Origin of the sequence: Paenarthrobacter sp. NPDC018779 (assembly GCF_044391085.1) — a bacterium.
Taxonomy (GTDB): Bacteria; Actinomycetota; Actinomycetes; order Actinomycetales; family Micrococcaceae; genus Arthrobacter.
The window spans coordinates 1-24034 of the sequence record NZ_JBIRZS010000035.1; the positions used below are offsets into that span (position 1 = coordinate 1).

19 protein-coding genes and 1 rRNA gene are annotated in these 24034 nt (G+C 63.7%); 5 read left to right on the plus strand and 15 right to left on the minus strand.

Annotated elements, in window-relative coordinates:
* The 4 genes from ACH488_RS20975 to ACH488_RS20990 all read right to left on the minus strand — a co-directional run.
* Nucleotides 1–183 (minus strand): 16S ribosomal RNA (locus ACH488_RS20975); the annotation flags it as partial.
* A gap of 485 nt (nucleotides 184–668) precedes the next feature.
* Nucleotides 669–4319, minus strand: coding sequence for a 1,4-alpha-glucan branching enzyme (locus ACH488_RS20980; RefSeq protein WP_397326517.1), 3651 nt, complete (start codon nucleotides 4317–4319; stop codon nucleotides 669–671).
* Nucleotide 4320: 1 nt separating this feature from the next.
* The gene (gene treS, locus ACH488_RS20985) at nucleotides 4321–6117 is read right to left on the minus strand and encodes a maltose alpha-D-glucosyltransferase (RefSeq protein ID WP_397326518.1); all 1797 of its coding nucleotides are present in this window, start codon (nucleotides 6115–6117) and stop codon (nucleotides 4321–4323) included.
* Complete coding sequence (locus ACH488_RS20990; RefSeq protein WP_397326519.1) at nucleotides 6118–8199, minus strand: alpha-1,4-glucan--maltose-1-phosphate maltosyltransferase; 2082 nt, start codon at nucleotides 8197–8199, stop codon at nucleotides 6118–6120.
* A gap of 131 nt (nucleotides 8200–8330) precedes the next feature.
* Between ACH488_RS20990 and glgP the strand changes: the two genes are divergently transcribed.
* Nucleotides 8331–10955 (plus strand): alpha-glucan family phosphorylase, encoded by a 2625-nt coding sequence (gene glgP / locus ACH488_RS20995; RefSeq protein ID WP_397326520.1) that lies wholly within the window; start codon nucleotides 8331–8333, stop codon nucleotides 10953–10955.
* A gap of 127 nt (nucleotides 10956–11082) precedes the next feature.
* Here glgP and ACH488_RS21000 read toward each other — a convergent pair whose 3' ends face one another.
* Genes ACH488_RS21000 through glgX form a run of 3 tightly spaced genes read right to left on the minus strand, consistent with a single transcriptional unit; the run spans nucleotide 11083 to nucleotide 14033 of the window.
* The gene (locus ACH488_RS21000) at nucleotides 11083–11442 is read right to left on the minus strand and encodes a barstar family protein (protein ID WP_397326522.1); all 360 of its coding nucleotides are present in this window, start codon (nucleotides 11440–11442) and stop codon (nucleotides 11083–11085) included.
* A gap of 6 nt (nucleotides 11443–11448) precedes the next feature.
* Nucleotides 11449–11892 carry a ribonuclease domain-containing protein gene (locus ACH488_RS21005; protein WP_397326523.1) on the minus strand — a complete coding sequence of 148 codons (444 nt, stop codon included), beginning with the start codon at nucleotides 11890–11892 and terminating at the stop codon, nucleotides 11449–11451.
* 32 nt (nucleotides 11893–11924) lie between these two features.
* The gene (gene glgX / locus ACH488_RS21010; protein ID WP_397326524.1) at nucleotides 11925–14033 is read right to left on the minus strand and encodes a glycogen debranching protein GlgX; all 2109 of its coding nucleotides are present in this window, start codon (nucleotides 14031–14033) and stop codon (nucleotides 11925–11927) included.
* Nucleotides 14034–14156: 123 nt separating this feature from the next.
* Between glgX and ACH488_RS21015 the strand changes: the two genes are divergently transcribed.
* Nucleotides 14157–14966, plus strand: a complete 810-nt coding sequence (locus tag ACH488_RS21015; RefSeq protein ID WP_397326534.1) for a carbon-nitrogen hydrolase family protein — start codon at nucleotides 14157–14159, stop codon at nucleotides 14964–14966.
* A gap of 253 nt (nucleotides 14967–15219) precedes the next feature.
* Here ACH488_RS21015 and rlmB read toward each other — a convergent pair whose 3' ends face one another.
* The 6 genes from rlmB to ACH488_RS21045 all read right to left on the minus strand — a co-directional run bounded on the left by rlmB (nucleotide 15220) and on the right by ACH488_RS21045 (nucleotide 19988).
* Nucleotides 15220–16209, minus strand: a complete 990-nt coding sequence (rlmB, locus tag ACH488_RS21020) for a 23S rRNA (guanosine(2251)-2'-O)-methyltransferase RlmB (RefSeq protein ID WP_397326525.1) — start codon at nucleotides 16207–16209, stop codon at nucleotides 15220–15222.
* Nucleotides 16210–16287: 78 nt separating this feature from the next.
* Complete coding sequence (gene cysS / locus ACH488_RS21025) at nucleotides 16288–17757, minus strand: cysteine--tRNA ligase (RefSeq protein ID WP_397326526.1); 1470 nt, start codon at nucleotides 17755–17757, stop codon at nucleotides 16288–16290.
* 35 nt (nucleotides 17758–17792) lie between these two features.
* Nucleotides 17793–18146 carry a hypothetical protein gene (locus ACH488_RS21030; protein ID WP_397326527.1) on the minus strand — a complete coding sequence of 118 codons (354 nt, stop codon included), beginning with the start codon at nucleotides 18144–18146 and terminating at the stop codon, nucleotides 17793–17795.
* Nucleotides 18139–18657 carry a 2-C-methyl-D-erythritol 2,4-cyclodiphosphate synthase gene (gene ispF, locus ACH488_RS21035; protein WP_397326528.1) on the minus strand — a complete coding sequence of 173 codons (519 nt, stop codon included), beginning with the start codon at nucleotides 18655–18657 and terminating at the stop codon, nucleotides 18139–18141. Before ispF ends, ACH488_RS21030 begins: the two co-directional genes overlap by 8 nt.
* The gene (gene ispD / locus ACH488_RS21040; RefSeq protein ID WP_397326529.1) at nucleotides 18657–19439 is read right to left on the minus strand and encodes a 2-C-methyl-D-erythritol 4-phosphate cytidylyltransferase; all 783 of its coding nucleotides are present in this window, start codon (nucleotides 19437–19439) and stop codon (nucleotides 18657–18659) included. Before ispD ends, ispF begins: the two co-directional genes overlap by 1 nt.
* Nucleotides 19440–19505: 66 nt before the next feature.
* Nucleotides 19506–19988, minus strand: coding sequence for a CarD family transcriptional regulator (locus ACH488_RS21045; RefSeq protein ID WP_009357288.1), 483 nt, complete (start codon nucleotides 19986–19988; stop codon nucleotides 19506–19508).
* Between the two features lie 293 nt (nucleotides 19989–20281).
* Here ACH488_RS21045 and ACH488_RS21050 point away from each other — a divergent pair, with 293 nt between their 5' ends.
* A complete protein-coding gene (locus ACH488_RS21050) occupies nucleotides 20282–20833 on the plus strand; it encodes a hypothetical protein (RefSeq protein WP_397326535.1) in 552 nt (183 codons plus the stop codon).
* 72 nt (nucleotides 20834–20905) lie between these two features.
* Here the strand turns inward: ACH488_RS21050 and ACH488_RS21055 are convergent, their stop codons facing one another.
* Together ACH488_RS21055 and ACH488_RS21060 are read right to left on the minus strand one after the other, a co-directional pair.
* Nucleotides 20906–21586, minus strand: a complete 681-nt coding sequence (locus tag ACH488_RS21055) for a winged helix-turn-helix domain-containing protein (RefSeq protein WP_397326530.1) — start codon at nucleotides 21584–21586, stop codon at nucleotides 20906–20908.
* Nucleotides 21583–22863 carry a sensor histidine kinase gene (locus tag ACH488_RS21060; RefSeq protein ID WP_397326536.1) on the minus strand — a complete coding sequence of 427 codons (1281 nt, stop codon included), beginning with the start codon at nucleotides 22861–22863 and terminating at the stop codon, nucleotides 21583–21585. Before ACH488_RS21060 ends, ACH488_RS21055 begins: the two co-directional genes overlap by 4 nt.
* 199 nt (nucleotides 22864–23062) lie before the next feature.
* Here ACH488_RS21060 and phoU point away from each other — a divergent pair, with 199 nt between their 5' ends.
* Nucleotides 23063–23716: a phosphate signaling complex protein PhoU gene (gene phoU, locus ACH488_RS21065; protein ID WP_397326532.1), complete on the plus strand. Its 654-nt coding sequence runs from the start codon at nucleotides 23063–23065 to the stop codon at nucleotides 23714–23716.
* A 36-nt stretch (nucleotides 23717–23752) separates the two neighbouring features.
* Nucleotides 23753–24034: hypothetical protein (locus ACH488_RS21070; protein WP_397326533.1), on the plus strand; the 282-nt coding region annotated here is incomplete at its 3' end.

A 24034-nucleotide genomic window follows, 5' to 3' on the forward strand; every position in this document is an offset into this window, starting at 1 on the left:
GGAGTCATATCCGGTATTAGACCCAGTTTCCCAGGCTTATCCCAGAGTCAAGGGCAGGTTACTCACGTGTTACTCACCCGTTCGCCACTAATCCCTGGTGCAAGCACCAGTTCATCGTTCGACTTGCATGTGTTAAGCACGCCGCCAGCGTTCATCCTGAGCCAGGATCAAACTCTCCGTTCAAAAACAAAAAACGAAACACAACCACCCCCACCGGAAATCACGGCAAGAAGCAGCTGCAAAAATTCGAAACCAGCTGAAAACCAAACCACCACACACGGGGGTGCGCAATGACTTGGCAAATAATTTCAACCAATCAATAAAACAATCGGTATCAACAAACTTGGCACACTATTGAGTTCTCAAACAACAGACACTAACCGGCACCACCAACCAAACGACTGGATCGCTCCGGAGCAACTTTTCAAACTTACCCGCGCGCTTCCTTCGATTCAAATCGGCAAGCTTGACTTGATTTTTCCTTGCGGTTTCTTGTCAGCTTGCGATCCCTGCTCGAGGAGCAGCGCGGGTACTAACTATACGCCTACTCTCCCCCGATCGCAAAACCGAGGGAGAACGGCCCCCTCGGAGGCCGTGGCAGCCCCGGAAACACAAGGAAGAAGGGCCCGGCCTCATTGAGACCGGGCCCTTCTGTCCGCCACAGCAGACTAGTCAGCCAACGTGAACCACGAGGCACCGAGCGGCGGAAGTGTTACGGTCAGCGCTGCAGGCTGGCCATCGGTGCCGGGCGAGACAGCCTTCAACGTCCCGGTGTTCACCACACCCGAACCGCCATAGACTTCGGCGTCGGTGTTGAGCACTTCCTTCCACTCCCCTGCCGACGGAACCCCCAGGATGTACCCCTCGTGCGGCCCGCCGGAGAAGTTCACGGCACAAACCAGTGCCTTACCGTCGCGGTCGTACCGCACAAAGGTCAGGACGTTCTTGTCGGCGTCTCCGCCATTGATCCACTGGAAACCTGCGGCCTCGTTGTCTCGGCTGTACAGTGCCGGGGTGCTGGCGTAGACGGCATTGACGTCCTTCACCAGCAGCTGGAGTCCGCGGTGCGCGGGAATATCGGCAAGGAACCAATCGAGCCCGTGCTGCTCGGACCACTCTGCTTCCTGCCCGAATTCCGTGCCCATGAAGATGAGTTGCTTGCCGGGATGCGCCCATTGGTAGGCGAAGAAGGCGCGGAGGTTGGCCAACTGTTGCCAGCGGTCGCCGGGCATCTTCCTGAGCATGGAGCCCTTGCCATGCACAACCTCGTCATGGCTGATGGGCAGAAGGAAGTTTTCCGAGAACGCGTAGACCAGGGAGAAAGTGATGGTTCCGTGGTGCCACTTGCGGTTGACCGGGTCTTCGGAGATGTACTTCAGGGTGTCGTGCATCCAACCCATGTTCCATTTGAGTCCGAACCCAAGTCCCCCGTGGCTGGTGGGAGCCGTGACTCCCGGGAAGGCCGTGGACTCTTCGGCGATGGTCACCGCGCCGGGGTGCGTCTTGTAGACCGTGGCGTTGACTTCCTGCATGAAGGAGATCGCCTCAAGGTTTTCACGGCCACCAAACTTGTTGGGCCGCCACTGGCCTTCCTCACGGGAGTAGTCCAGATAGATCATCGAGGCAACGGCATCCACCCGCAGCCCGTCGATATGGAATTCGTCGAGCCAATAGAGGGCGTTGGCCACCAGGAAGTTGCGTACCTCGCGTCGGCCGAAGTCGAAGATCAACGTGCCCCAGTCAGGGTGCTCCCCCAGGGCGGGGTCGGAGTGTTCGTACAGCGCCTCGCCATCGAATTGGGCCAGGGCCCACGAGTCCTTGGGGAAATGCGCGGGGACCCAGTCCAAGAGCACACCGATGCCGGCTTGGTGGAGTGAATCAACCAGGAACCGGAACTCGTCGGGGTGCCCGAACCTGGACGTCGGCGCGAAGTAGGACGTGACCTGGTAACCCCATGATCCGCCGAAGGGGTGCTCGGCCACGGGCATGAACTCCACGTGCGTGAAGCCAAGCCACTTCACGTATTCCACGAGTTCCTTGGCCAGTTCCTTGTAGCCAAGGCCGAGGCGCCAGGAGCCAAGGTGGACTTCGTAGACGCTCATGGGCGAGTTGTGCGGATCGCGCTGGGCACGCGCCGCCATCCATTCCGAGTCCTTGAAGCGGTAGCTGGAGTCAACAACCCGGGAAGCTGTCAGCGGCGGGACCTCCGTGCCAAATGCCAGGGGATCGGCCTTCTCCACCCAGTGACCGGAACGGGTGAGGATCTCGTATTTGTAGCACGCCCCTGCTACAACCCCGGGAATGAAGGCTTCCCAGACACCGGACGAGCCCAGGGACCGGAGGGCATGATTCCGGCCGTCCCAGCCGTTGAAGTCGCCCTTGACCCGGACTGCCTGTGCGTTCGGCGCCCACACCGCGAAGGAAACACCGGAGACGTCCCCCAGCGAGGTGCGGTAGTCCTGCAGGTGCGCGCCCAGGACATCCCAGAGCCGCTCGTGCCGGCCCTCACCGATGAGGTGCAGGTCCACTTCACCCACCGTGGGCAGGTAGTGGTACGGGTCATCAATGGTGACCGATTCGGCGTCGTACACCACTTCCAAACGGTAGTCCGGCACGTGGCCGGCCTGAAGCGGTTCCAAAACCGCTACCCACACACCATTGGATTCGTGCTCCATGGGCGTGCGACCGGCCTCAGTCACCACCGTTACGGACCTGGCGAGGTGCTTCACCGTACGGATGGTCACGTGGCCATGGTCGTCCAGGTGCGCGCCGAGCACCGAGTGCGGTGCGTGGTAGGCGCCTGCTGCCACACGGGCCAAGGTCTCGGGGTCCACCGGCATGGGGACCCGGGGCCGTTCGGTGCGTGCAGAGCCAGTCATGTCATTACCTTCCGCTGTAGCCGCAGCGTGCTTGCCGCGGCTCGTTTTGTCGAGGATTTGCCGTGCTGCGTTCACCGGAATGGACAGCCAGTCCGGCCGGTTCCGCAGCTCGTAAACCACCTCGTATAAGGCCTTGTCCAGCCACAATGCCACAAAGAGCGGCGAGCCGCGGTCCACGGTTCCGGGGTTGACTTCGGCATAACCGGCAAGGAAGGCTTCAGCGCAGTCTTCCACCCAGGATCCGGACACCGTGGCATCCGCGTTTTCGCGGACGGCGGCACCCGCGGCGTAGTCAAAGGAACGGAGCATTCCCACTACGTCGCGCAGCGGCAGGTCCGGAGTGTTACGTTCTTCGATGGTGCGCAGGGGTTCGCCCTCGAAGTCGAGAATGGCCCACCTGCCCGGCTGTCCTTCCCCGCCCGGAACCCAAAGGATCTGGCCGAGGTGGAGGTCGCCGTGGACGCGCTGCAACTGGCCCACAGCAGTGGCGTCCAAGGCGGACAGCAGCTCCTCAAGGCTCTGGTCATAAGGCCCGACGGCGGCAGCCGCCTCAGCCCACGACTGGCGGACCCGCCGTGCGAGCGTCCCGACAATGTGGGCTCCCTGGCCGCTGCCGTCAATGGCGCCGAAGGTTTCCGAGAGACGCGCGTGGACTGTTGCCGTGGCAGCACCCAGCCCCCGCGCTTCAGCCGTGAAGTCGGTTCCCGAGGCAGCAGCCTCAACCGCCAGGCGCCACGCGTCCTGGCCACCGTGCAGGAACTCGTGGGCAACGGTGAGCTCGCCCGTCGATGGATTGCCCGCCGAGTCCCAGGAGCCGGTAATCCAGCCGAGCGTGGCGGGAACCTCGCGGGTGCCGGCCGCGGTGAGTGCCGCCCCCAGCTCGATCTCCGGGTTCTTTCCGGCCGCCAACACACGGAAGATCTTCACGATCGCCGACGATCCGCCGTCGTCCACTATGACGGAGGTGTTGGACTGCTCGCTGGAGAGGACCTTCACGGAGGTGGGGCGCCCAGGCAAGGCAACCCGTCCCTGCGCGAGGTGACCGCGGACGGTGCCCTCCCCTGCCGCGCCGCCTTGGCGCATGAGTTCAAGCCATGACTCAATAAACGCGTCGTCGAATACGGCATCGTAGACCAGTTGCAGGCCATGCTCCGGGTCCGTTACCTCGCCAAGCAGGGCCGTCGGCGCCTCGGTTAGGGGCTGGCTACGGAAGCTCAACGGGACCTGCACCACGTCGGTCCGGGGTCCGCCGTCGGCTGTCCTGTAGGTCACCCCGAGCAGCAGGACCTCCGAGGCTGGCCTCCCTCCCGGGTCCGGAAGGTGGAAGCCTCCCACGCGCTCCAGCGCAAAGTCTGGATTCTTCACCGGGAACCAGCGTTTGGTGGGCAGCCAGTTCCGGAGAAGGCTTTCAATGGCGGGGTTAAGTGTTCCCTTGCTCATCTCATCCTTTGGTCGACACCACGGGGATCGCCTGCGTAAAGGGCGACGATGGGTTGGAAGACGCAGAGCGCAGCCGCAACCAGTAGAAGTTGTGGCTTCCCAACATGACATTGAGTTGGCCGTTATCGCCCACGGCGGGGAAGGGCTGGCCGCCGAAAATGTCCCGGAATCCCCTGCCAACAAACTCAGGCAGGTCCAGCGAGGCGGCCACTGGATGTTGTGAAAGGTTGAAGACGCACAGGATGGTTTCTGCGGTCTCGCCTTCGGCATTGCCCGGCGGAAGTTCCCGGACATACGCAAGAACCACCTCGTGGTCGGCCTCGATGTGGCGGAAGTTGCCTAAGCCGAATGCGGGGTGGTTCTTGCGGACGCTGAGGATTTGCCGGGTCCACCGGAGCAGCGAACCGGAGTGCGCGGCCTGCGCTTCCACGTTCGCCATTCCGAAGTTGTACACGAGCGACTGGATCACCGGGAGGAAGAGCTTGCCGGGATCCGCACTGGAGAATCCTGCGTTGCGGTCCGGGTTCCATTGCATCGGAGTGCGCACGGCATCCCGGTCGTCCAGCCAGATGTTGTCGCCCATGCCGATCTCGTCCCCGTAGTACAGGAACGGGCTCCCGGGAAGGGACAACAGCAAGGCGTTGATGAGTTCGATCTCGGAACGTGAGTTGTCCAGCAGTGGTGCCAGCCGCCGTCGGATGCCGATGTTGGCCCGCATGCGGGGGTCCGGCGCGTACCAGCCGAGCATGGCGGCACGTTCGTCCGCAGGCACCATCTCCAAGGTCAGCTCGTCATGGTTGCGGAGGAACGTTCCCCACTGGGCTCCCCGGGGGATGTCCGGTGTTTCGCGCAGCGTTTCGATGATCGGCGCAGCCTTCTGGTCCCTCAACGCGTAGTACAGGCGGGGCATGATGGGGAAGTGGAAGGCCATGTGGCACTCCGGCGCATCCTCGGTCCCGAAGTATTCCACTACCTCGTGCGGCGGCTGGTTCGCCTCGGCGATGATCACCCTGCCCGGATAGCTCGCGTCCACCATCCTGCGCAGCCCTTGGAGGAACTCGTGGGTCCTGGGGAGGTTTTCGCAGTTGGTGCCGTCTTCCTCGAACAGGTACGGCACGGCGTCTGCCCGGAACCCGTCGATGCCCTGGTCCAGCCAGAACCGGATGACGTCGTGCAAGGCCTCCACCACGGCGGGGTTCTCGAAGTTCAGGTCAGGTTGGTGGCTGAAGAAGCGGTGCCAGAAGAACTGGCGCCGGATGGGATCGAAGGTCCAGTTGGATTCCTCCGTGTCCACGAAGATGATGCGCGCGTCCTGGTACTTCTCGTCCGTATCGCTCCAGACGTAGAAATCACCGTAGGGTCCGGTGGGGTCCTTACGGGATTCCTGGAACCAGGGGTGCTGGTCCGAGGTGTGGTTCAACGGGAGGTCGATGATCACGCGGACGCCGCGCGCGTGGGCTTCCGCCACGAGCCGCTTGAAGTCGCTGATGGTGCCGAACTCGTCCAGGACAGAGGTGTAATCGGCAATGTCGTAGCCGCCATCACGCAAGGGCGAATGGAAAAAGGGCGGCAGCCAGAGGCAGTCAACGCCCAACCACTGGAGGTAGTCCAGTTTGTCGATCAGGCCTTGGAAGTCTCCCGAACCGTCGCCGTTGGCATCCGCAAAGGCCCGGACCAGTACTTCGTAGAACACAGCCTTGCGGTACCAGTGGGGATCATGCTGGAGACCGGGAGCGTTCAGCTCGAAGGTGTTCTTCGGGGTGAAGTACTGGCTCGGGTTTTGCGGAGAGAAACTCACTTAAGGCTGCCTCCGGATGCTGAGTACGTGGGCCGGCTCAACGTGGGCGTCCAGGCGGACGTAGTTGTGCTCGCCCCACGCCCAGCTCTGGCCACTGATGAGGTCGTCAACCCAGTAACGGCCATTCTCATCCAGGTCCGCGGGGTCCAGGTGCAACGCCGCAAGGTCCAGGGACACTGTGCTCTCGCGGGCGCTGTGCGGATCCACGTTGACCACAATGATCAGTGTGTCCTTGGTGCCGTCCGGAAGGGTCTTGTGCTTGGAGTACACGATTGTGGCGTCATCCGTACTCCGGTGCAGGGTCAGGTTCTGCAGGTCGCCCAAGGCCGGGTGGTCCTTGCGGATGGTGTTGAGACGCGTGATGTACGGGGCCAAGGTACGTCCCGACTCGGCAGCGCCGTCCCAATCCCTGGCCTTGTACTCGAACTTCTCGTTGTCGATGTACTCCTCGGCGCCGGGCCGGGCCACGTGCTCATACAGCTCGTAGCCTGCGTACACGCCCCAGAGCGGGCTGGCCGTCGAGGCGAGGGCGGCGCGGACCTTGAAAGCCGCAGGTCCGCCGAATTGCAGGTACTCGGTGAGGATGTCCGGCGTGTTCACGAAGAAGTTCGGTCGGAAGAAGGCGGCGCTTTCGTGGCTGACTTCGTGGAAGTATTCCTCAAGTTCGGTCTTGGTGTTGCGCCACGTGAAGTAGGTGTAGGACTGCTGGAAGCCTGCCCGGCCCAGCGCATGCATCATGGCGGGGCGGGTGAAGGCCTCGGCGAGGAAAACCACCTCGGGGTTCTTCTTGTTGATCTTCCCGATCAGCCATTCCCAGAACCACACCGGCTTGGTGTGCGGATTATCCACGCGGAAAACCTTCACGCCGTGGCTGATCCATAGCTGTACGATCCGCAGGATTTCCTTGGAAATTCCCGCAGGATCGTTATCGAAATTCAGCGGGTAAATGTCCTGGTACTTCTTGGGCGGGTTTTCCGCATAAGCGATGGTGCCGTCCACGCGGGTGGTGAACCACTCCGGGTTGGAGGTGACCCAGGGGTGGTCCGGAGCCGCCTGCAGCGCGAGGTCCATGGCCACTTCCAGGCCCAGGTCATTGGCCCTGGCCACGAAAGCGTCAAAGTCCTCGAAGGTTCCCAGCTCAGGATGGATGGCGTCGTGGCCTCCGTCCTTGGAGCCGATGGCCCACGGCGAGCCGGGGTCTTGCGGTCCCGGGGTCAGCGTGTTGTTGCGGCCCTTGCGGTGCTGGAATCCGATCGGGTGGATCGGAGGCATGTAGATGACATCGAATCCCATCTCGGCAACGGCGTCCAGGCGCTTGGCTGCAGTGCGGAAGTTGCCTGACGTCCACACGCCCGTGGCGTGATCCAGGACGGCGCCTTCGGAGCGCGGGAAAAACTCGTACCAAGCGGCACGGCCGGCGAGGTCGCGTTCAACCTTCAGCGGGAACCGCTCGGAGACGGTTACCAGCTCACGGATCGGGACACGTCCGACGGCGGCCAGCACCTCTGCGCTGAAACCGGCGCCCAGGCGCTCCTCGGCAGATTTGGTGGTGTCGGCCAGTGCCACGGAAGCTGCACGGAAGGTGCGCTTGTCCGCAGCGCTGCGGCCGGCGTCGTCATCTGCCGCTTCTGCCAGGAGCACGGCACCTTCGGCGAGCATCAACTCAACGTCGATTCCTGCGGCCACCTTCACTTCGGCGTTGTGGTGCCAAGTACCGTAACGGTCGTGCCAAGCTTCGATGACGAAGGTCCAAGGCCCCGCGGCGCCAGGCGTCAGCAGGCCTTCCCAGCGGTCACGGCCCTTCCACTGCTCCTGTTGGGACGGTTCAAGACGCACCCGCTGGCGTTCTTTACCGCGGGGATCCAGCAGAACTGCCGAGACGCCCAGCTGGTCGTGTCCTTCGCGGAACACGGTGGCGGCCACCTGGATGTCCTCGCCGGGGAGGGCCTTGGCCGGGAAGCGGCCACCCTCAACCACTGGCTGGACCGCCGTGATGGGGAACCGGCCGAAACGAAGTCCGTCGGTGATGTCCGTTTTGGTCTTGGATTTCAGAGCGGTGCTGGTTCGCTGGATATTCGTCACAAGCACGACGTTAGCGACAAAAATCACAGAATGCTAAGCACACGACCTTTCTTCTCGACGCAAGATGTCTTTTACCTAAAAGAAACCCAAACCGGTTCCGGCTGCCATGTGAGTCGGTTAGTGTGGCGCTCGTGAAGGCAATTCGAAGGTTTACAGTCCGTACCGTCCTCCCTGAGTCCATCCGGCCTTTGGCCCGTCTGGCTACCAATCTGCGCTGGTCCTGGCACCGGCCCACCAGGGAGCTTTTTGCGAGCCTCAACCCGGCTCTCTGGGAGTCCGCGCAGCACGACCCCATCGCGCTTTTGGGATCCATCAGCCGCGAGCAACTGCAGGAACTGGCCAACAACGGCGACGTTGTGGACCGCGTGCAGGAAGCTGCTGCCGACCTGGACCGCTATTTGAGCGAACCGCGCTGGTACCAGGGCCTGGGCGAGGACGCGCCAAAGTGCATCGCCTATTTCTCGCCCGAGTTCGGCATCACCGAGGTACTCCCCCAGTACTCCGGCGGCCTCGGCATCCTCGCCGGCGACCACCTCAAGGCCGCGTCCGACCTCGGCGTGCCGCTCATCGGCGTAGGGCTTCTGTATCAGGCCGGCTACTTCAAGCAGTCGCTCTCCCGCGACGCCTGGCAGCAGGAAACCTACCCCGTCCTGGACCCGGACGGCCTGCCCCTGACCCTGCTCCGCCATTCGGCCAAGGATGGCGTACCCGGCAAGCCGGTCCAGATTTCCCTCCCGCTGCCCAACGGCCGGGAACTCCACGCGCACGTGTGGCGTGCCGACGTCGGGCGCGTTCCGCTGCTGCTGCTCGACTCCAACGTGCCCTCCAACGACGAAGCCGCCCGCGGCATCACTGACCGCCTGTATGGCGGCGGCGGCGACCACCGGCTCCAGCAGGAGCTCCTGCTCGGCATGGGCGGCGTCAAGGCCCTGCGCGTGTACCAGGAACTGACCGGCACCCCGGCGCCGGAAGTCTTCCACACCAACGAAGGCCACGCAGGCTTCCTCGGGATCGAGCGCATCCAGGAAGCCATGGCGGACGCCAACGATCCCCTCACGTGGGAAGAAGCCCTGGCCGCAGGCCGTGCCTCCACGGTGTTCACAACGCACACTCCCGTTCCCGCCGGCATTGACCGCTTCGAGGCAGTGCAGATCAAGCACTTCTTCGAGGCCGGGCTTGCGCCCGATGTGCCCGTGGACCGGATCCTGGAGTTGGGCCGTGAAAATTACGACGGCGGCAATCCTTCCGTTTTCAACATGGCGGTGATGGGGTTGCGCCTGGCGCAACGCGCAAACGGTGTGGCCAAGCTCCACGGCGTGGTCTCGCGCGAAATGTTCTCCGGACTGTGGCCGGGATTCGACCACTCCGAAGTGCCCATCACCTCGGTGACCAACGGCGTCCACGTGCCCACCTGGGTAGACCCGCGGATCTCCTCCCTTGCCCGTCACCAGTTCGGTGCCGAAGCCGAAGCCCTTGGCCGCTGGGACCTGGCCTACAACGTCAGCGACGAGGACGTGTGGGCGCTACGCCGCGAACTGCGTGTCCAGCTCATCGAGGACGTGCGTCGCCGCCTGCGTGCCTCCTGGAAGAAGCGCGGCGCCGCTGACGCAGAGCTTGGCTGGACCGAGAAGGTGCTGGACCCGGACGTGCTGACCATCGGCTTCGCCCGACGCGTCCCCACCTACAAGCGGCTCACCCTGATGCTGCGCGACCCCGCCCGCCTCAAGGCCCTGCTGCTGGACCCGAAGCATCCCATCCAGCTGGTCATCGCCGGTAAGTCCCACCCCGCGGACGACGCTGGCAAGAAGATGATCCAGGACCTGGTCCGCTTCACCGACGACCCCGAGGTACGCCACCGGATCGTGTTCCTGCCCAACTACGACATTGCCATGGCCCGCACCCTGTTCCCCGGTTGCGACGTCTGGCTCAACAACCCGCTGCGCCCGCTCGAGGCTTGCGGCACGTCCGGCATGAAGGCCGCCATCAACGGCTCGCTCAACCTGTCCGTCCTGGACGGCTGGTGGGACGAAATGTACGACGGCGAAAACGGCTGGGCCATCCCCACTGCCAACAACGGCGCATCCGCCGACGAACGCGACGACATCGAGGCGGCCGCGCTCTACGAACTGCTCGAAAACCAGGTGGCACCGCGCTTCTACGGCACCACCGTCTCCCAGGGTGCCGGGGCCGCGGGTCCGTCAGAATCCAGCACGGAGAAGGTCCCCACGCACTGGGTGTCCATGATCAAGCACACCCTGGCGCACCTGGGCCCGGCCGTGTCCGCGGAACGCATGCTCCACGACTACGTGAACCTGCTCTACTGCCCCGCCGCCGTTTCCGGACGCCGCGCCAGCGCCGACTCGCACAAGGAAGCCAAGGAGCTCGCCGCCTGGACGTCCAAGGTGCGCGGCGCCTGGCCCGGCGTGGTGGTGGAACACGTGGACTCGGTCGGTTTGTCCGAGGAGCCCCAGGTTGGTGACAGCCTGCAGGTCAACGCCTACGTGGCCCTCAACGACCTGGCACCGGAGGACGTCTCCGTGGAGGTAGCCTTCGGCCGCGCCGAGGAAAGCGATGAGCTCGACGACGTGGTGGTTGCCGAACTGGACGCCAAGGAAGACCTCGGCAACGGGCGGCACCTCTTCCACGGCTCCCTGGTCATCAACCGCTCGGGCTCCTTTGGCTATACGGTCCGCGTGTTCCCGAAGCACTCAGCGCTGGCATCAAAGGCTGAACTTGGGTTGATCGCGAACGCGTAAGCCTGCGAAGCAGGGCAGGACTAATCCTCTGCGCGCTGGCTCGTTCCTCGCCTTTGACGCGCGCTGCCGGATCAGTCCTGCCCTGCTTGTTTGCCTACGGTTGGATCCACGGGGCCAGTTGGCGCTGTTAGTGCTGGAAGACTGCGATCACTGCGAGGTCGCGGCCTGCGTAGCGCTCGGCGTCCTGGAGGATTTCGCAGACCACGGCGAAGGAGCGGTCCGTGCGGTAGGCGGCGGGGACCTGCCAGATCATGGTCACGGGGGCGTCTCCGTCGTCCGAGAGCGAGTCGGCGAAGTCGTGCAGCGAATCGTTCAGGGCATCCAGGTTCACGCCGTAGTACTCGGGGAAATCAAGGACCTGGCCGAAGACCTCCAGGACCGCCTGCTTGTTTGCGGCCGGCGGGACCAGGATGGTCCTGCGTCCGGCGTCAGAGACTTGCTCCTGCAGTTCCTCAAGCGTCCACGTGTCTGCTGAGTAGATCTTCATGGGCTCCTACTTGTCCTCGACGATGAACTTGAATGATTCGTAGTGGTCCGGGGTGTAGTACTTCACCCCATCCTTGCCCGCGATGATCCGGCGGGCGCCGCGGTTGGAGGCTTCTGGTGTCGCGACGGTGTACTCCCTATAAAACCCGCTGGGTTTCTTGGGGAGCAGTCCCTCGAAGTTGCCAAAGTTTTCGTCGTCCTCGCGATAGGGATATGGCCCGCCCTTGGCTATCAGCGCGAGCGTCTGCCGCGCTTCCTTGGGCAACTGGGAAGCGTTGACCGCCGGGAGTGCGGAAGGGTTCGCCGGTGCGCTGACGGCGGCAGGAGGCGCCGGCGTCGTACTTAAGGCGCTGCCGGGTGTCGTAGCTTGCTGCCCGCTCACCATGGCAACCACCAGCACGACGGCGGCAATCACCAGGGCTGCGAATGCAGCCAGCTTGCTCCGCTTCATGTGGAGGACTCCCTTTGATGCCGTTCGGCCGCTCAGGTGCGGTAGATATTGATGGTGTTGGCTTGCAGGATATCCCGCTCGCCTGACGCCACCAGCGCACCCTTGCGGTGATCGTGCAACACGGAGGTGGTGAAGCGGAGTTCGAACATGCGCTTGCCGATTCCGGTTTCGCTGAGGATCTCCGGCAGCACCATCTTGAGGTCCTGGTTGCTCCCGTTCACCGCAATCAACCCACGGACCGTGCTGTTCTCGTTCCCCATGAGGAGCTGGACAGAACGGACGTTGGGATCGTTCCACCGGGCAGGGGTCATCCGTTTGCCCTTGTCGTCAAACCATTGCAGGCTGGCGTCGTTGGCCTTGGCGGGGAAGCTTTCAGGCTGCTGCCGAAGGAACCACCGCCGGAGCCGGACCAGTTCCCGGGTGGTTTGGAACATCGCGTTTGCCTCGTGGGTGCGGCTCCAGTCCAGCCACGCAGTGGGATTGTCCTGGCAGTAGGCGTTGTTGTTGCCCTGCTGGGTACGGCCCAGTTCATCGCCTGCGGTGATCATGGGAACGCCGATTGACAGCAGCAACGTAGCCATGAGGTTGCGGATGGACAGGGCCCGGGCGGCGACGATCGATTCGTTCTCGCTGCGGCCCTCGAAGCCGTGGTTGTAGCTGCGGTTGTCCCCGTGCCCGTCCCGGTTTTGCTCGCCGTTGGCCTCGTTGTGCTTGCGGTCGTAGCTCACCAGGTCCGTGAGGGTGAAGCCATCGTGCGCGGTGACAAAGTTGACCGACGCCAACCGTGACCTGCCGGACGGGGCAAAGAAGCCCGCGGAGCCGGCCATGATTTCGGCCAGTGCAGCAACGGAGCTTCCTTGTCCACCCGCCTCGATCGCTGCGCGGTCGGACAACCAGAACTGGCGGACTCCGTCGCGGAAGTGATCGTTCCAGTCGGACCAGCCCTGGGGGAAGCGGCCCGTCTGCCAGCCGCCATAGCCAACGTCCCACGGCTCAGCGATCAGTTTCACCTCGGAAAGCACGGGATCTTCGGCTATCGCCTGGAGGAACGGGTGCTTGGGATCGAACTGGTTGCCTGCGTCGCGGCAAAGCGTGACTGCGAGGTCGAACCGGAAGCCGTCCACATGGAATTCGTCCACCCAGTAGCGGAGGGAGTCCAAGGCCAGCTGCACCACTACGGGATCGCTGAAGTCCATGGTGTTTCCGCAACCGGTGGTGTCCAGGTACCGTCCGTGGGCATCGTGGCGGTAGTAGCGCTTCTCCGCCAAGCCGCGGAAGCTGATGACGGGTCCATCGGGTCCAGCCTCGGCCGTGTGGTTGTACACGACGTCCAGGATGACCTCTATGCCGGCGGCATGGAGCAGCTTGACCATGCCCTTGAGCTCGTCCTGCACTGCGTGCGGGCCGGCGTTCCTGGCTGCCTCGGTGGCGTAGTCTGCATGCGGGGCGAAGAACGCAGCACTGTTATAGCCCCAGTAATTGGTGAGGCCCAGGTCCTGCAGGTGTGCCTCATCCAAGTGGAAGTGGATGGGCAGCAATTGGACGGCGGTGATGCCGAGCTCAGTCAGGTGCTGGACCATCACCGGGTGCGCCATGCCCGCGTAGGTTCCCCGGAGGTGTTCCGGGATCTCAGGGTGCAGCATGGTCTGGCCGCGGACGTGGGCTTCGTAGATCACCGACGTCCGCATCGGAGTGCGCGGGGCGGCGTCATCTCCCCAATCGAAATCAGCGGCCATGTGAACGCTCGTCAGGAACTCGCCCCGCTGGTCCACGGCGCGGCCATAGGGATCGAGCAGGAGCGGCTGCTCGCCGTCGTCGTCGAAATCCAGCGACGGGACGGACAACGGCAGTCCGCCCTCCGACGGCGCCGCGCGGAAGCCGTACCGCGTTCCCGGCGGCATGCCGCTCACCAGGCCAAAGTGGATGCCGTCCTCGATGTTGGGGAGGGTGTGCACGCGCCAGCCCTCGCCGGGCGCCTGATAGGCAATCTCCACGCGGTCCAGGTCCGGTGCAAAGACCGCGACGTTGACGTGAGCGCCACCGGCCACGCCGAAATCTCCGGGCTGCGGGGTGCTCAGTCCGAGGGGCATGGGACGCGACGCGTCCAGCGTGGCTGCTGTGTCCAAAATAGGCATAACCATTGCTTGCAAGTTTAGTTCCACGCCAAGTATGTGCCTCTTTGGGGGTCCATGTGACGACACACACGGTGTTTCCCTTGACCGGCTTGCCATACTGAAAACGAAAAGAACTGGAGGTTTCCAATGGTGCGTGTGGCACTGGCCCAAGTCATTACCGGACGGGATGTTGCCGACAACCTGCGGCTCCTCGGGGAGTACGCCCGCCGCGCCAAGGATGGCGGTGCCCAGCTGGTGGTCTTCCCCGAGGCCATGATGCGTGCGTTTGGGAATTCCCTGCTGGATATCGCCGAGCCGCTCGACGGTCCGTGGGCCAGCCGCGTCCGCGACATCGCGGCTGAACTCGGGTTGGTGATCGTGGCCGGCATGTTTACGCCCGGTACCGACTCGGATGCCGGTAAGCCCCGCGTTCGAAACACCTTGCTGGCCACCGGTCCGGGCGTGGAAGCCAGCTACGACAAGATCCACCTTTTCGATGCGTTCGGCTTCGCGGAGTCGGACACGGTTGAGGCGGGCACAGACCCCGTGACGTTCGACGCCGGTGGCCTCACCTTTGGCTTGGCCACCTGCTATGACGTCCGTTTTCCGGCCTTGTTCACGGCTAACGCCCAACGCGGCGCCGTGGTGAACATCGTTTCCGCTTCCTGGGGATCAGGACCGGGGAAGGCCGAGCAGTGGCAGCTCCTGGCACGCGCCCGTGCCGTGGACACCACCACGTTCGTCCTGGCCTGCGGCCAAGGCGATCCGGCAACCCAGGGAATCGAAACGAAAGGTTCCGCTCCTACGGGCGTTGGGTACTCCGCCGTCGTATCCCCGTTCGGCCAGGTGCTGGAAGCGCTGGAGGGTGAGCCAGGCTTGCTCTTCGCAGACCTCGACCCCGCAGTGGTGGACGAAGCCCGCCAAAAGCTCCCAGTGCTGGCCAACCGCCGCGACTTTTAGCGCCCCGCCCCCGGACGCTCTCTCACCAAACCGCCCCCTGGGCCGAACCCTCTCTCACCAAACCGCCCCCTGGGCCGAACGCTCTCTCACCAGCCCCTGCGGCCGAAATAGAGGTGAGAGAGCGTTCGCCAAAAAGCGCCCAACGGTGAGAGAGGGATGCCCGAAAGGCGCCGCAAGGGCCACCGGAAGCGTGCGTCAAAGCGACGAAGGAGCAGCACGCGGAGGATGGCGCTTACGGCGCCTTACTGACGGATTACGAGGCGCGCTGGCGCGATACTTCGTACAGCGAGATTCCGACGGCCATGGATGCATTGAGCGACTCCATGGCCGAGTCGATGGGAATCGAGACGATCTGGTCGCAGTTTTCGCGGACCAGGCGGCTGAGGCCCTTGCCTTCGGAACCAACCACGATGCACACCGGTTCGGTGGCAACCGTGAGGTCCGGCAGCGATACGTCGCCGTCGCCATCGAGGCCGAGCACGTAGATGCCCATGTTCTTGAACTGCTTGAGGGCGTTGTTCAGGTTGGAAGCACGTGCCACGGGAACGCGGACTGCGGCACCGGCACTGGTCTTCCACGCCGCGGCAGTGACGCCTACAGAACGGCGCTCCGGAACAATCACACCATGGCCGCTGAACGCTGAAACGGAGCGGATGATCGCACCGAGGTTACGGGGGTCGGTGATGCCGTCGAGCGCCACGAAGAGGGGGGCGTTGGCGATGTGCCCCTTCTTCCACTTGGTAATGGTTTCCTCGGCAAGTTCGTAGGCATCCCCATACTCGTACGGCGGGATCTGCAGGACCAGGCCCTGGTGGACAGCGTCCTCGGTCATGCGGTCAAGCTCGGGTTTGCCGGCTTCGAGAAGCGGGATGCCGCGTTCGGCCGCCAGCTTGAGCGATTCCTTGACGCGGTCATCCATTTCAATCCGGATGGCTACATGCAGTGCCTTTGCCGGGATGCCAGCACGCAGTGCCTCGACAACCGAGTTGCGGCCGGTAACGAGTTCTTCGGTGGCACGTCCCTTGGGACCCGTGCTCCGGCGGGGGCCTGCACCGCGTGGTGCGGCACCACGCTTGGCAGCAGAGCGCTCGGCCAGCTGCTTGTTCTTGTAAGCCTTGTGGTAGACGCGGTCCTCCGCCTTGGGCGTGGGGCCCTTGCCTTCGAGTGCCTTGCGGCCGTGGCCACCGGTTCCGATGGTGGGGCCCTTCTTCTTCTTGACCGACCGGTTACCGTTGTTGGCCATGGGATTCCATCCTTGATGTTGTAATGAGTCTGGAATCAAGTCTACTGACCCAGTGCAATTCGGCTGACGAGCCCTCTGTCAGTCGCGTTTGAGGGTCCAGGTGGCTCCGTCCGCACCATCTTCGACCAGGATGCCCGCCGCGGCGAGCGTATCGCGGATGGCGTCGGACGCCGCCCAGTCCTTGGCAGCCCGGGCTGCGGCGCGGGCTTCAAGCTGAGCTTCCACCAGCACGTCGAGCGCTGCATGTTCGCGGCCTTGCACTGCCTCGGGACGCTTGACGGCGTCCAGGCCAAGGACGCCGGTCATGGCATTCACGCTGTACAACGCGGATTTTGCGGCCTCCAGGTCACCTGCCGCCAGCGCGGTATTGCCGGCCCGGACGGTTTCATGCAACACGCCGAGTGCCTGCGGAACGTTCAGGTCGTCGTCCATGGCGGCAATAAAGGCGGCAGGCATGTGGGCCATCGGCGCCACGGCATACGCCTTCGGTCCGCCCATGTCGTGTGTAACCTTGGCGGCTGCCTTGGTGATGAAACCGTCAATACGTTCGACGGCGGCAGCGGCTTCCTGCAGCGAGGTGGGGCGGTAGTCTAACACCGAGCGGTAGTGCGCTTGTCCCAAGTAGTAGCGGACGACGCGCGGTGAAGCGAGTTCCAGCATCTCGGCCGGGCTCACGGTGTTCCCGATGGACTTGGACATCTTTTCACCCTCGTAGGTGACCATGCCGTTGTGCATCCAGAAATTCGCGAACTCGTCCCCGGCGGCCTGCGACTGGGCCATCTCGTTCTCATGGTGCGGGAAACGGAGGTCCAGTCCCCCACCATGGATGTCGAAGCGGCTTCCGAGGTACTTGGTAACCATCGCGGAGCACTCGAGGTGCCACCCGGGCCGTCCGGCACCCCACGGCGAATCCCACTTGGCGGTGGCGGGCTCGCCTTCTTTGTAACCCTTCCACAGCGCGAAGTCGCGGGGATCGCGCTTGCCCCGGGGGTCGGCGTCGGGGGCTCCCTGCATGTCATCGATGTTCTGGCGGGTCAGCGAGCCGTACTTGCTCCACGAGCGCACGTCGAAATAGACGTCGCCGGAATCGTCCAGCGCCGGGTACGCGTGCCCGCGGTCAATGAGGCGCTGGATCAGCGCGTGCATTTCCGGGATGTGGCCGGTGGCGCGGGGCTCGTAGGTGGGCCGCTGCACGCCGAGCGTTTCGTAGGCCTTCTCGAATTCCTGCTCGTAGCGGTAGGCAAGGGCCCACCATTCCTCGTTCATGCGGGCGCTGGGTTCGGAGAACCAGTCCGGCTCGAACGACTGCGCCGACTTCACCAGGATCTTGTCATCGATGTCCGTGACGTTGCGCACCACGGTGACTTTGTGTCCGCGGAACTCCAGCCAGCGCGTCAGCTGGTCGAAGGCGATCGCGGAACGGACGTGCCCCACGTGCGGCATGCCTTGGACAGTGGCCCCACAGTAGTACACGCTGGCCTTGCCGGGTTCGAGGGGAACGAAGTCGCGGACTTCGGCGGAGGCGGTGTCATAAAAGCGCAGGGTCACCGCTCCAGATTAGCCGATGACGAACCATGAACCGCCTACTTGCAGTACTCCCCCACCTTGTTGAACTGCACCTTGAGCTGCTGTTGCTGTTCCTGGGTGGCCGCACCGAGCGAGGAAGCTGCCGCTTTGTCCATGATGGCGGCCATTTCCTTGATGGGGTTGGCCACCTCCGGCGCCAGCTTGTCCGCGATCTCGTGGTAGTGGGCCGCCAACTGCTTCGATTGCTGCTGCTGGTTGCCGTCCGGCTTGAAAGCATCGTTGTTCAGGAACTCGCAGCTGGCCTTGACGTCCATGGTGGGCGTGCCGCCGCACCCGCCCAGGAGGAGCGCAGCCGCCAGGGCGCCAGTTACGGCCGAAAAACGTACGACGGCGGTGCGCGGCTTAGTCATTCTTCGCAGCCTTCGTTGGGGCCGGGACCGCATACACGAGGGCAGTGGCCACCGCGGAGATTCCTTCGCCGCGGCCCGTGAAACCGAGCCTGTCGCTGGTGGTGGCCGTCACGCTGACCGGGGCACCCGCGGCTTCGCTCAGCACCCGTTGGGATTCCTCGCGGCGGGGGCCGAACTTGGGCCGGTTTGCGACGAACTGCACAGCCACGTTGCCGATTTCGAAGCCTGCCGCCCGGACAATCCTGGCGGCCTCGCCGAGGAGCGTCACACCGGAAGCGCCTTTGAACTCGGGGCGGTCCGTGCCGAAGTGCGTGCCGAGATCACCGATTCCGCAGGCAGAAAAGAGTGCGTCCGCCGCTGCGTGGGCCACGCAATCGCCGTCGGAATGGCCGGAGAGTCCTTGTTCGCCTTCCCAGAAGAGGCCACCAAGCCAAAGCGGTTGCGGATCATCGGCGGGCGCGAAGGCGTGCACGTCAACACCGATGCCGGTACGGGGAAGAACGGGCGTCATCAGCCTTCCACCCAACGCATGCCCAAGGGTCCTTCCAACAGGCCTTCGGCAATGATGAGGTCCAGCGGCGTAGTGATCTTGAGCGACTGGCTGGCGCCGCGGACTGCGTGGACTGGGACACCCAGGAGTTCCACCAGCATGGCGTCGTCGGTGACGGAGGCGGACTGCTTGTCGTCAAAGAGTCCGGCGGCGTCGTGAGCACGTTGCAGTGTTGCCAACTCAAAGCCCTGGGGAGTCTGCACGGCCCTGAGCTGTTCGCGCGGCGCTGTTCCGGTGACAATTTCGGGCGCAATCCTGGCATCTCCGTCGTCGGTGACCGAGACCGTCTTGATGGTGTCCACCACGGGCATGGCCGGGATGACTGCCTTGGCACCGGAGGCGAGGGCGTCGGCCACCCGTTGGAAGACCCGTTCCGGAGTGAGCGCCCGGGCGGCGTCGTGGACCAGGACGGATTCAGTGCCGTCCTCCAACGCAGCCAAAGCTGCCCGGACGGAATCCGCGCGGGTGGAACCGCCGTCGACGACTGTGACTTCGGGGCCACCGTCAACCAGTTCCACCGTGAATTCGGCAATCAGTTCGCGGAGTTCGGTGTCCCCCTTGGGCACGGCAATGCAGATCTGCCGGGCAACATCGGAAGCCACCACGCCACGCAAGGCGTGCATCAGGATGGCTTCACCGCCCAAGGGCACCAAGGCCTTGGGCATGCCGTAGCCCAGGCGCTCCCCTGAACCTGCCGCAACAACAATGACGGCTGTGACCGAGCGCTTCGAAGGTTGAGTCATGATCACAAGGGTACTTCGTGGCAAAAAGAAACCCGGCGGCGCTTTCGCACCACCGGGCATCAACTCTTAGGAAGCCAAGACCTCGTCGAGAACGCTTGCTGCCTTCTCTTCGTCTGTCTTTTCAGCCAGGGCCAGTTCTGAAATCAGAATCTGCCGCGCCTTGGCCAGCATGCGCTTCTCACCTGCGGAAAGGCCGCGATCGTGATCACGACGCCAAAGATCGCGAACGACCTCTGCCACCTTGATGACATCGCCCGAAGCAAGCTTCTCCAGGTTTGCCTTGTAACGACGTGACCAGTTGGTGGGCTCTTCCGTGAACTCGGCGCGGAGAACGTCAAATACGTGCTCCAAACCGTCCTTGCCCACTACGTCCCGGACCCCAACAAGGTCAACGTTCTCTGCTGGAACTTCAATGGTCAGATCACCCTGAGCCACCTTGAGCTTGAGATACATCTTCTCTTCGCCCTTGATGGTGCGCATCTTGATTTCCTCAATTTTCGCTGCACCGTGGTGAGGGTAAACTACTGTCTCGCCGACCTCAAAAACCATGTGGACTTTCCCCTTTCCCGCAGACTAGTCTATCACGATTAAGGCATACGACTGGCATCGGACGGCCCCTGCACCCGCGCAAATAAAGGGAAAGAGGCCTCAGAGGGTCACAAACCACCCCTTGACGAAAACCCTGAAAGATGCATTAGTCAATCAAAGTGAGTGTCAGGTCCGGCCGGTCGCAGCTCGCCACAATGCCCTCCCGAATCCTCGTTTCGGCCTGTTTGCCGATAGGCTATGGCTGAAAACTTTCCAATGACTCTTGAGGAGTAGGTGTCGTGCGCTTTCCTGCGATGAACACTGTCCAGCGCGGCAAGCTGGCTATGGCGGCCGCTGCGATCGGCGTCGGCGTTCTGTCCGTAACCGGCTGCGGCTTCGTCAACGCCCAGCAGACGTCGCACCAGTACTCGGCATCGGACGGGGTCAGGGCCGACCTCGGCAAGCTGCAGCTCCGCAACATCCTGATCGTTGCCACCGGCGAGAACCAGCCGGGCCGCGTCATCGGCGCCGTGTTCAACCAGGGCACCTCCGACGCCACGCTGACCATCAGCGGCGCCAACGGCTCGCAGACCGAGATCCCGGTCAAGGCAGGTTCCGAAACCTACCTGAACGACCAGGCTGACGCCGCCATCCTCAGCTCGGCCGGCACCCGCCCCGGCGGCCTGACTCCGGTGACCATCCGCAGCGGTTCCGACTCCAGCACCGTCAACGTTCCTGTGGTCGACGGCACGCTTCCCGAGTACCAGAAGTACCTGCCCACCCCCAGCGGTTCGGCAAGCCCCAGCGGCTCGGCAACGGCCACTCCTACTGCGACTTCCACCGAGTCCGCAGCAGCCGGCCACTAAGAGCCACAAGCCACAAAACTAAAGGAAGGGTTCCGCTTTAGCGGAACCCTTCCTTTGTGCTATCGGGAGCTGTTACGGCTCGAACTTATAGCCCAGGCCGCGGACCGTAACCAGGTACCGTGGCGCCGACGGATCCGGCTCGATCTTGCTGCGCAGGCGCTTGACGTGCACATCCAGGGTCTTGGTGTCACCCACGTAGTCGGAACCCCACACGCGGTCGATCAGCTGCCCACGCGTCAGCACGCGGCCGGAGTTACGCAGCAGCATTTCCAGGAGCTCGAACTCCTTGAGCGGCAGCGAGACCTGCTCGCCGTTGACGCTGACCACGTGGCGTTCGATGTCCATGCGCACCGGGCCGGCCTGGACGGTTGAAGTGATCAGCTCTTCCGGTTCTCCCTGCCGGCGCAGAACTGCCCGCACACGTGCCACGAGCTCGCGGGAAGAGTAGGGCTTGGTCACGTAGTCGTCCGCGCCGAGTTCCAGGCCCACCACCTTGTCGATCTCCGAATCCTTGGCGGTCAGCATGATCACCGGGACGCTGGAGCGCTGGCGCAGCTGGCGGCACACCTCGGTACCCGGCGTCCCCGGGAGCTGGAGGTCCAGCAGCACCAGGTCGGCGCCGTTGCGGTCGAACTCCACCAGGGCCTCGCTGCCGTTATCCACCACCTCAACATCAAAACCCTCTTTGCCCAGAAGGTAGGACAGGGGGTCGCTGAAGGACTCCTCGTCCTCCACAATCAAAATCCGGCTCAAGCGCTGGCTCCTTGCTCTTGGGCGCCCGTGGCGCCCGCTTGTTGACGTGCGCGAGCTTGTTGGGTCGCGCTTTGGGGTTCGACGGCGGCAGGGGCGGCCACCGGCAGTCCGGGAGATGCGTCCGCGGTGCCAGCGGAAGGCGGCAGGGCGTCGTCGTCCTGTCCTTCCATCTCCGGCAAGCGGATGGTGAACGTGGAGCCTTGGCCAGGTTGGGACCAAACGGTCACTTCGCCACCATGGTTGGACACCACGTGCTTGACAATGCTCAAGCCAAGGCCGGTGCCGCCCGTGTGCCTGGAGCGCGCGGCGTCCACCCGGTAGAAGCGCTCGAATACGCGTTCCTGGTCCTCCGGGGTGAGTCCTTCGCCCTGGTCCGTGACGGAGATGGCAACCACGCCTTCCCGCGTCCGGACACCCACGCCCACGCGGGTGTTCTCCGGGGAATACCGGATGGCGTTGTCGATCAGGTTGCGCAGCGCTGTCACCAGGAGGTCGCGGTCGCCGAAGACCAACGATTCGGAGTGGCCGCCCACCACCATCTGGATGTTCTTGCTCTCGGCGGGCAACTGGGAGCGGTCAACGGCCTCTGTGATCACGGCATTGATGTCCACGGCGTGGCCTTGCTGTGCCACGTTGGCGCCCTGCAGGCGGGACAGCTCGATGATGTCCTGCACCAACGCGGCGAGGCGGCCCGATTCTTTGTGCATGCGCTTGGCAAAGCGGCGTACGGCGTCTTCGTCATCCGGGGAGGCCTCCAAAGCCTCGGCCAGGAGCGAGATGGCGCCCACGGGGGTCTTCAGTTCGTGGGAGACGTTGGCGACGAAGTCGTTGCGGATCTCTTCGGTGCGGGTGATTTCCGTGCGGTCATCGGCAAGCAGCACGATGTATTCCTGGCCGAGCATCGCTGCCCGGACTTGGACCACAATCGCTCCCTTGCCCAAGGGACCACGCGGCAGCTCGTACTGGTCCTCCAGGATCACGCCATCGCGGCGGACCTTGGCGGTCATGTCCAGGAGTTGCTTGTGGACCACCGTGTGCCCGCGGACCAGGCCGTACGCGTACGCCGCGGGACTGGCCCGGACCACGCCGTCGATGGCGTCCACCACCACGAACGCGCGGCCAACCACGGAGAGTACCTCAGCTGCTCCGTCGGGAAGCAGCGGTTCGGTGACATCCAGGTCAACAATCCTGCGCTGCCGTTCACTGATCCTGAATGCGAGCATGCCGAAGACGCCCAAAGACAGGCCCACCAGGCCTGCAATGACACCTATAAGCAACGGATCCACCTGTCCAGCTTATGCTGTGAAAACACGGCAAAGCATGGATCCTGCGCCAAACACAGACGGTTCAACTAACGTTCACCTAAAGGTGCGCAACAGTTCATGGCCGACTGCCAGTGTTACTTGTTGGACTAACCATGGTTTTGAAATCCGGCCGCCACCACGGGCACAGGATTTCCAAGGAAAGGACGCCTTAGTGCGCAAGGTTTTTCAGGCGGAACTCACCCAGGTGGGCGACGACCTCATCGAGATCTCCAAACTCGTTCACGAAGCAATCACCAAGGCCACCACTGCCTTTGAAGGGGCAGACGTCGATCTTGCCCAGGACGTCATCGCAGCCGATGCCCGCATCGACTTCCTCCAGAACAGCCTGGATGAACGTGCAATCGACATCCTGGCACTCCAGGGTCCGGTGGCCAGCGACCTCCGCATGATCGTCGGTTCGCTCCGCATGAGCGCCTCGCTGGAGCGCATGGGCGACCTCGCCCGCCACGTGGCGCAGCTGGCGCGCCTCCGCTACCCCGCCACCGTCATTCCGTCCCCGCTGACCCAGACCTTCAAGGCCATGGCCCAGCACGACATCGAGATCGTCGCCAAGGTCATCGAGCTCCTCGAAACCCGAGACCTTGAACTTGCCCGCGACATCCTCAAAATTAACCTCGCCGTGGACGACCTCCACCTCAGCGTCTTCAAGGCCATCGCCGCACAGGACTGGAACGAATCCGCTTCCACCACGGTGGACGTTGCGCTGGCCAGCCGCTACTTCGAGCGTTTCGCCGACCACGGTGTTTCCGTAGCCCGCAAGGTCACCTACCTGGTGACGGGCGAATGGCAGCCCGAGGGCTTCTAGCCTTTACTGCAGAACGACGACGGCGGCCGGCCCTCGATGAGCGGCACGCCCAGCGACGCCAACTCCACCTCGGTGGTCATCGGCGCCCTCAAGGCGGCGAACCTGAAGCCGGAGTCCGTCAAGAAGGGCGACAAGTCCCCGTACGACGCGCTGGTCTCCTTCCAGCTGGGCTGTGACGCGAAGGAGAGCGAGCGCGGCGCGTTCGCCTTCCAGCCCAAGGACGGCAAGCTGGCCCCCAACGCGGACGCCACGGCGGCGGCCGCGCTCGGCGGGCTGGGCCAGGGCTTCGCCGTCGACCCGGCGGGCAAGGACGTCAAC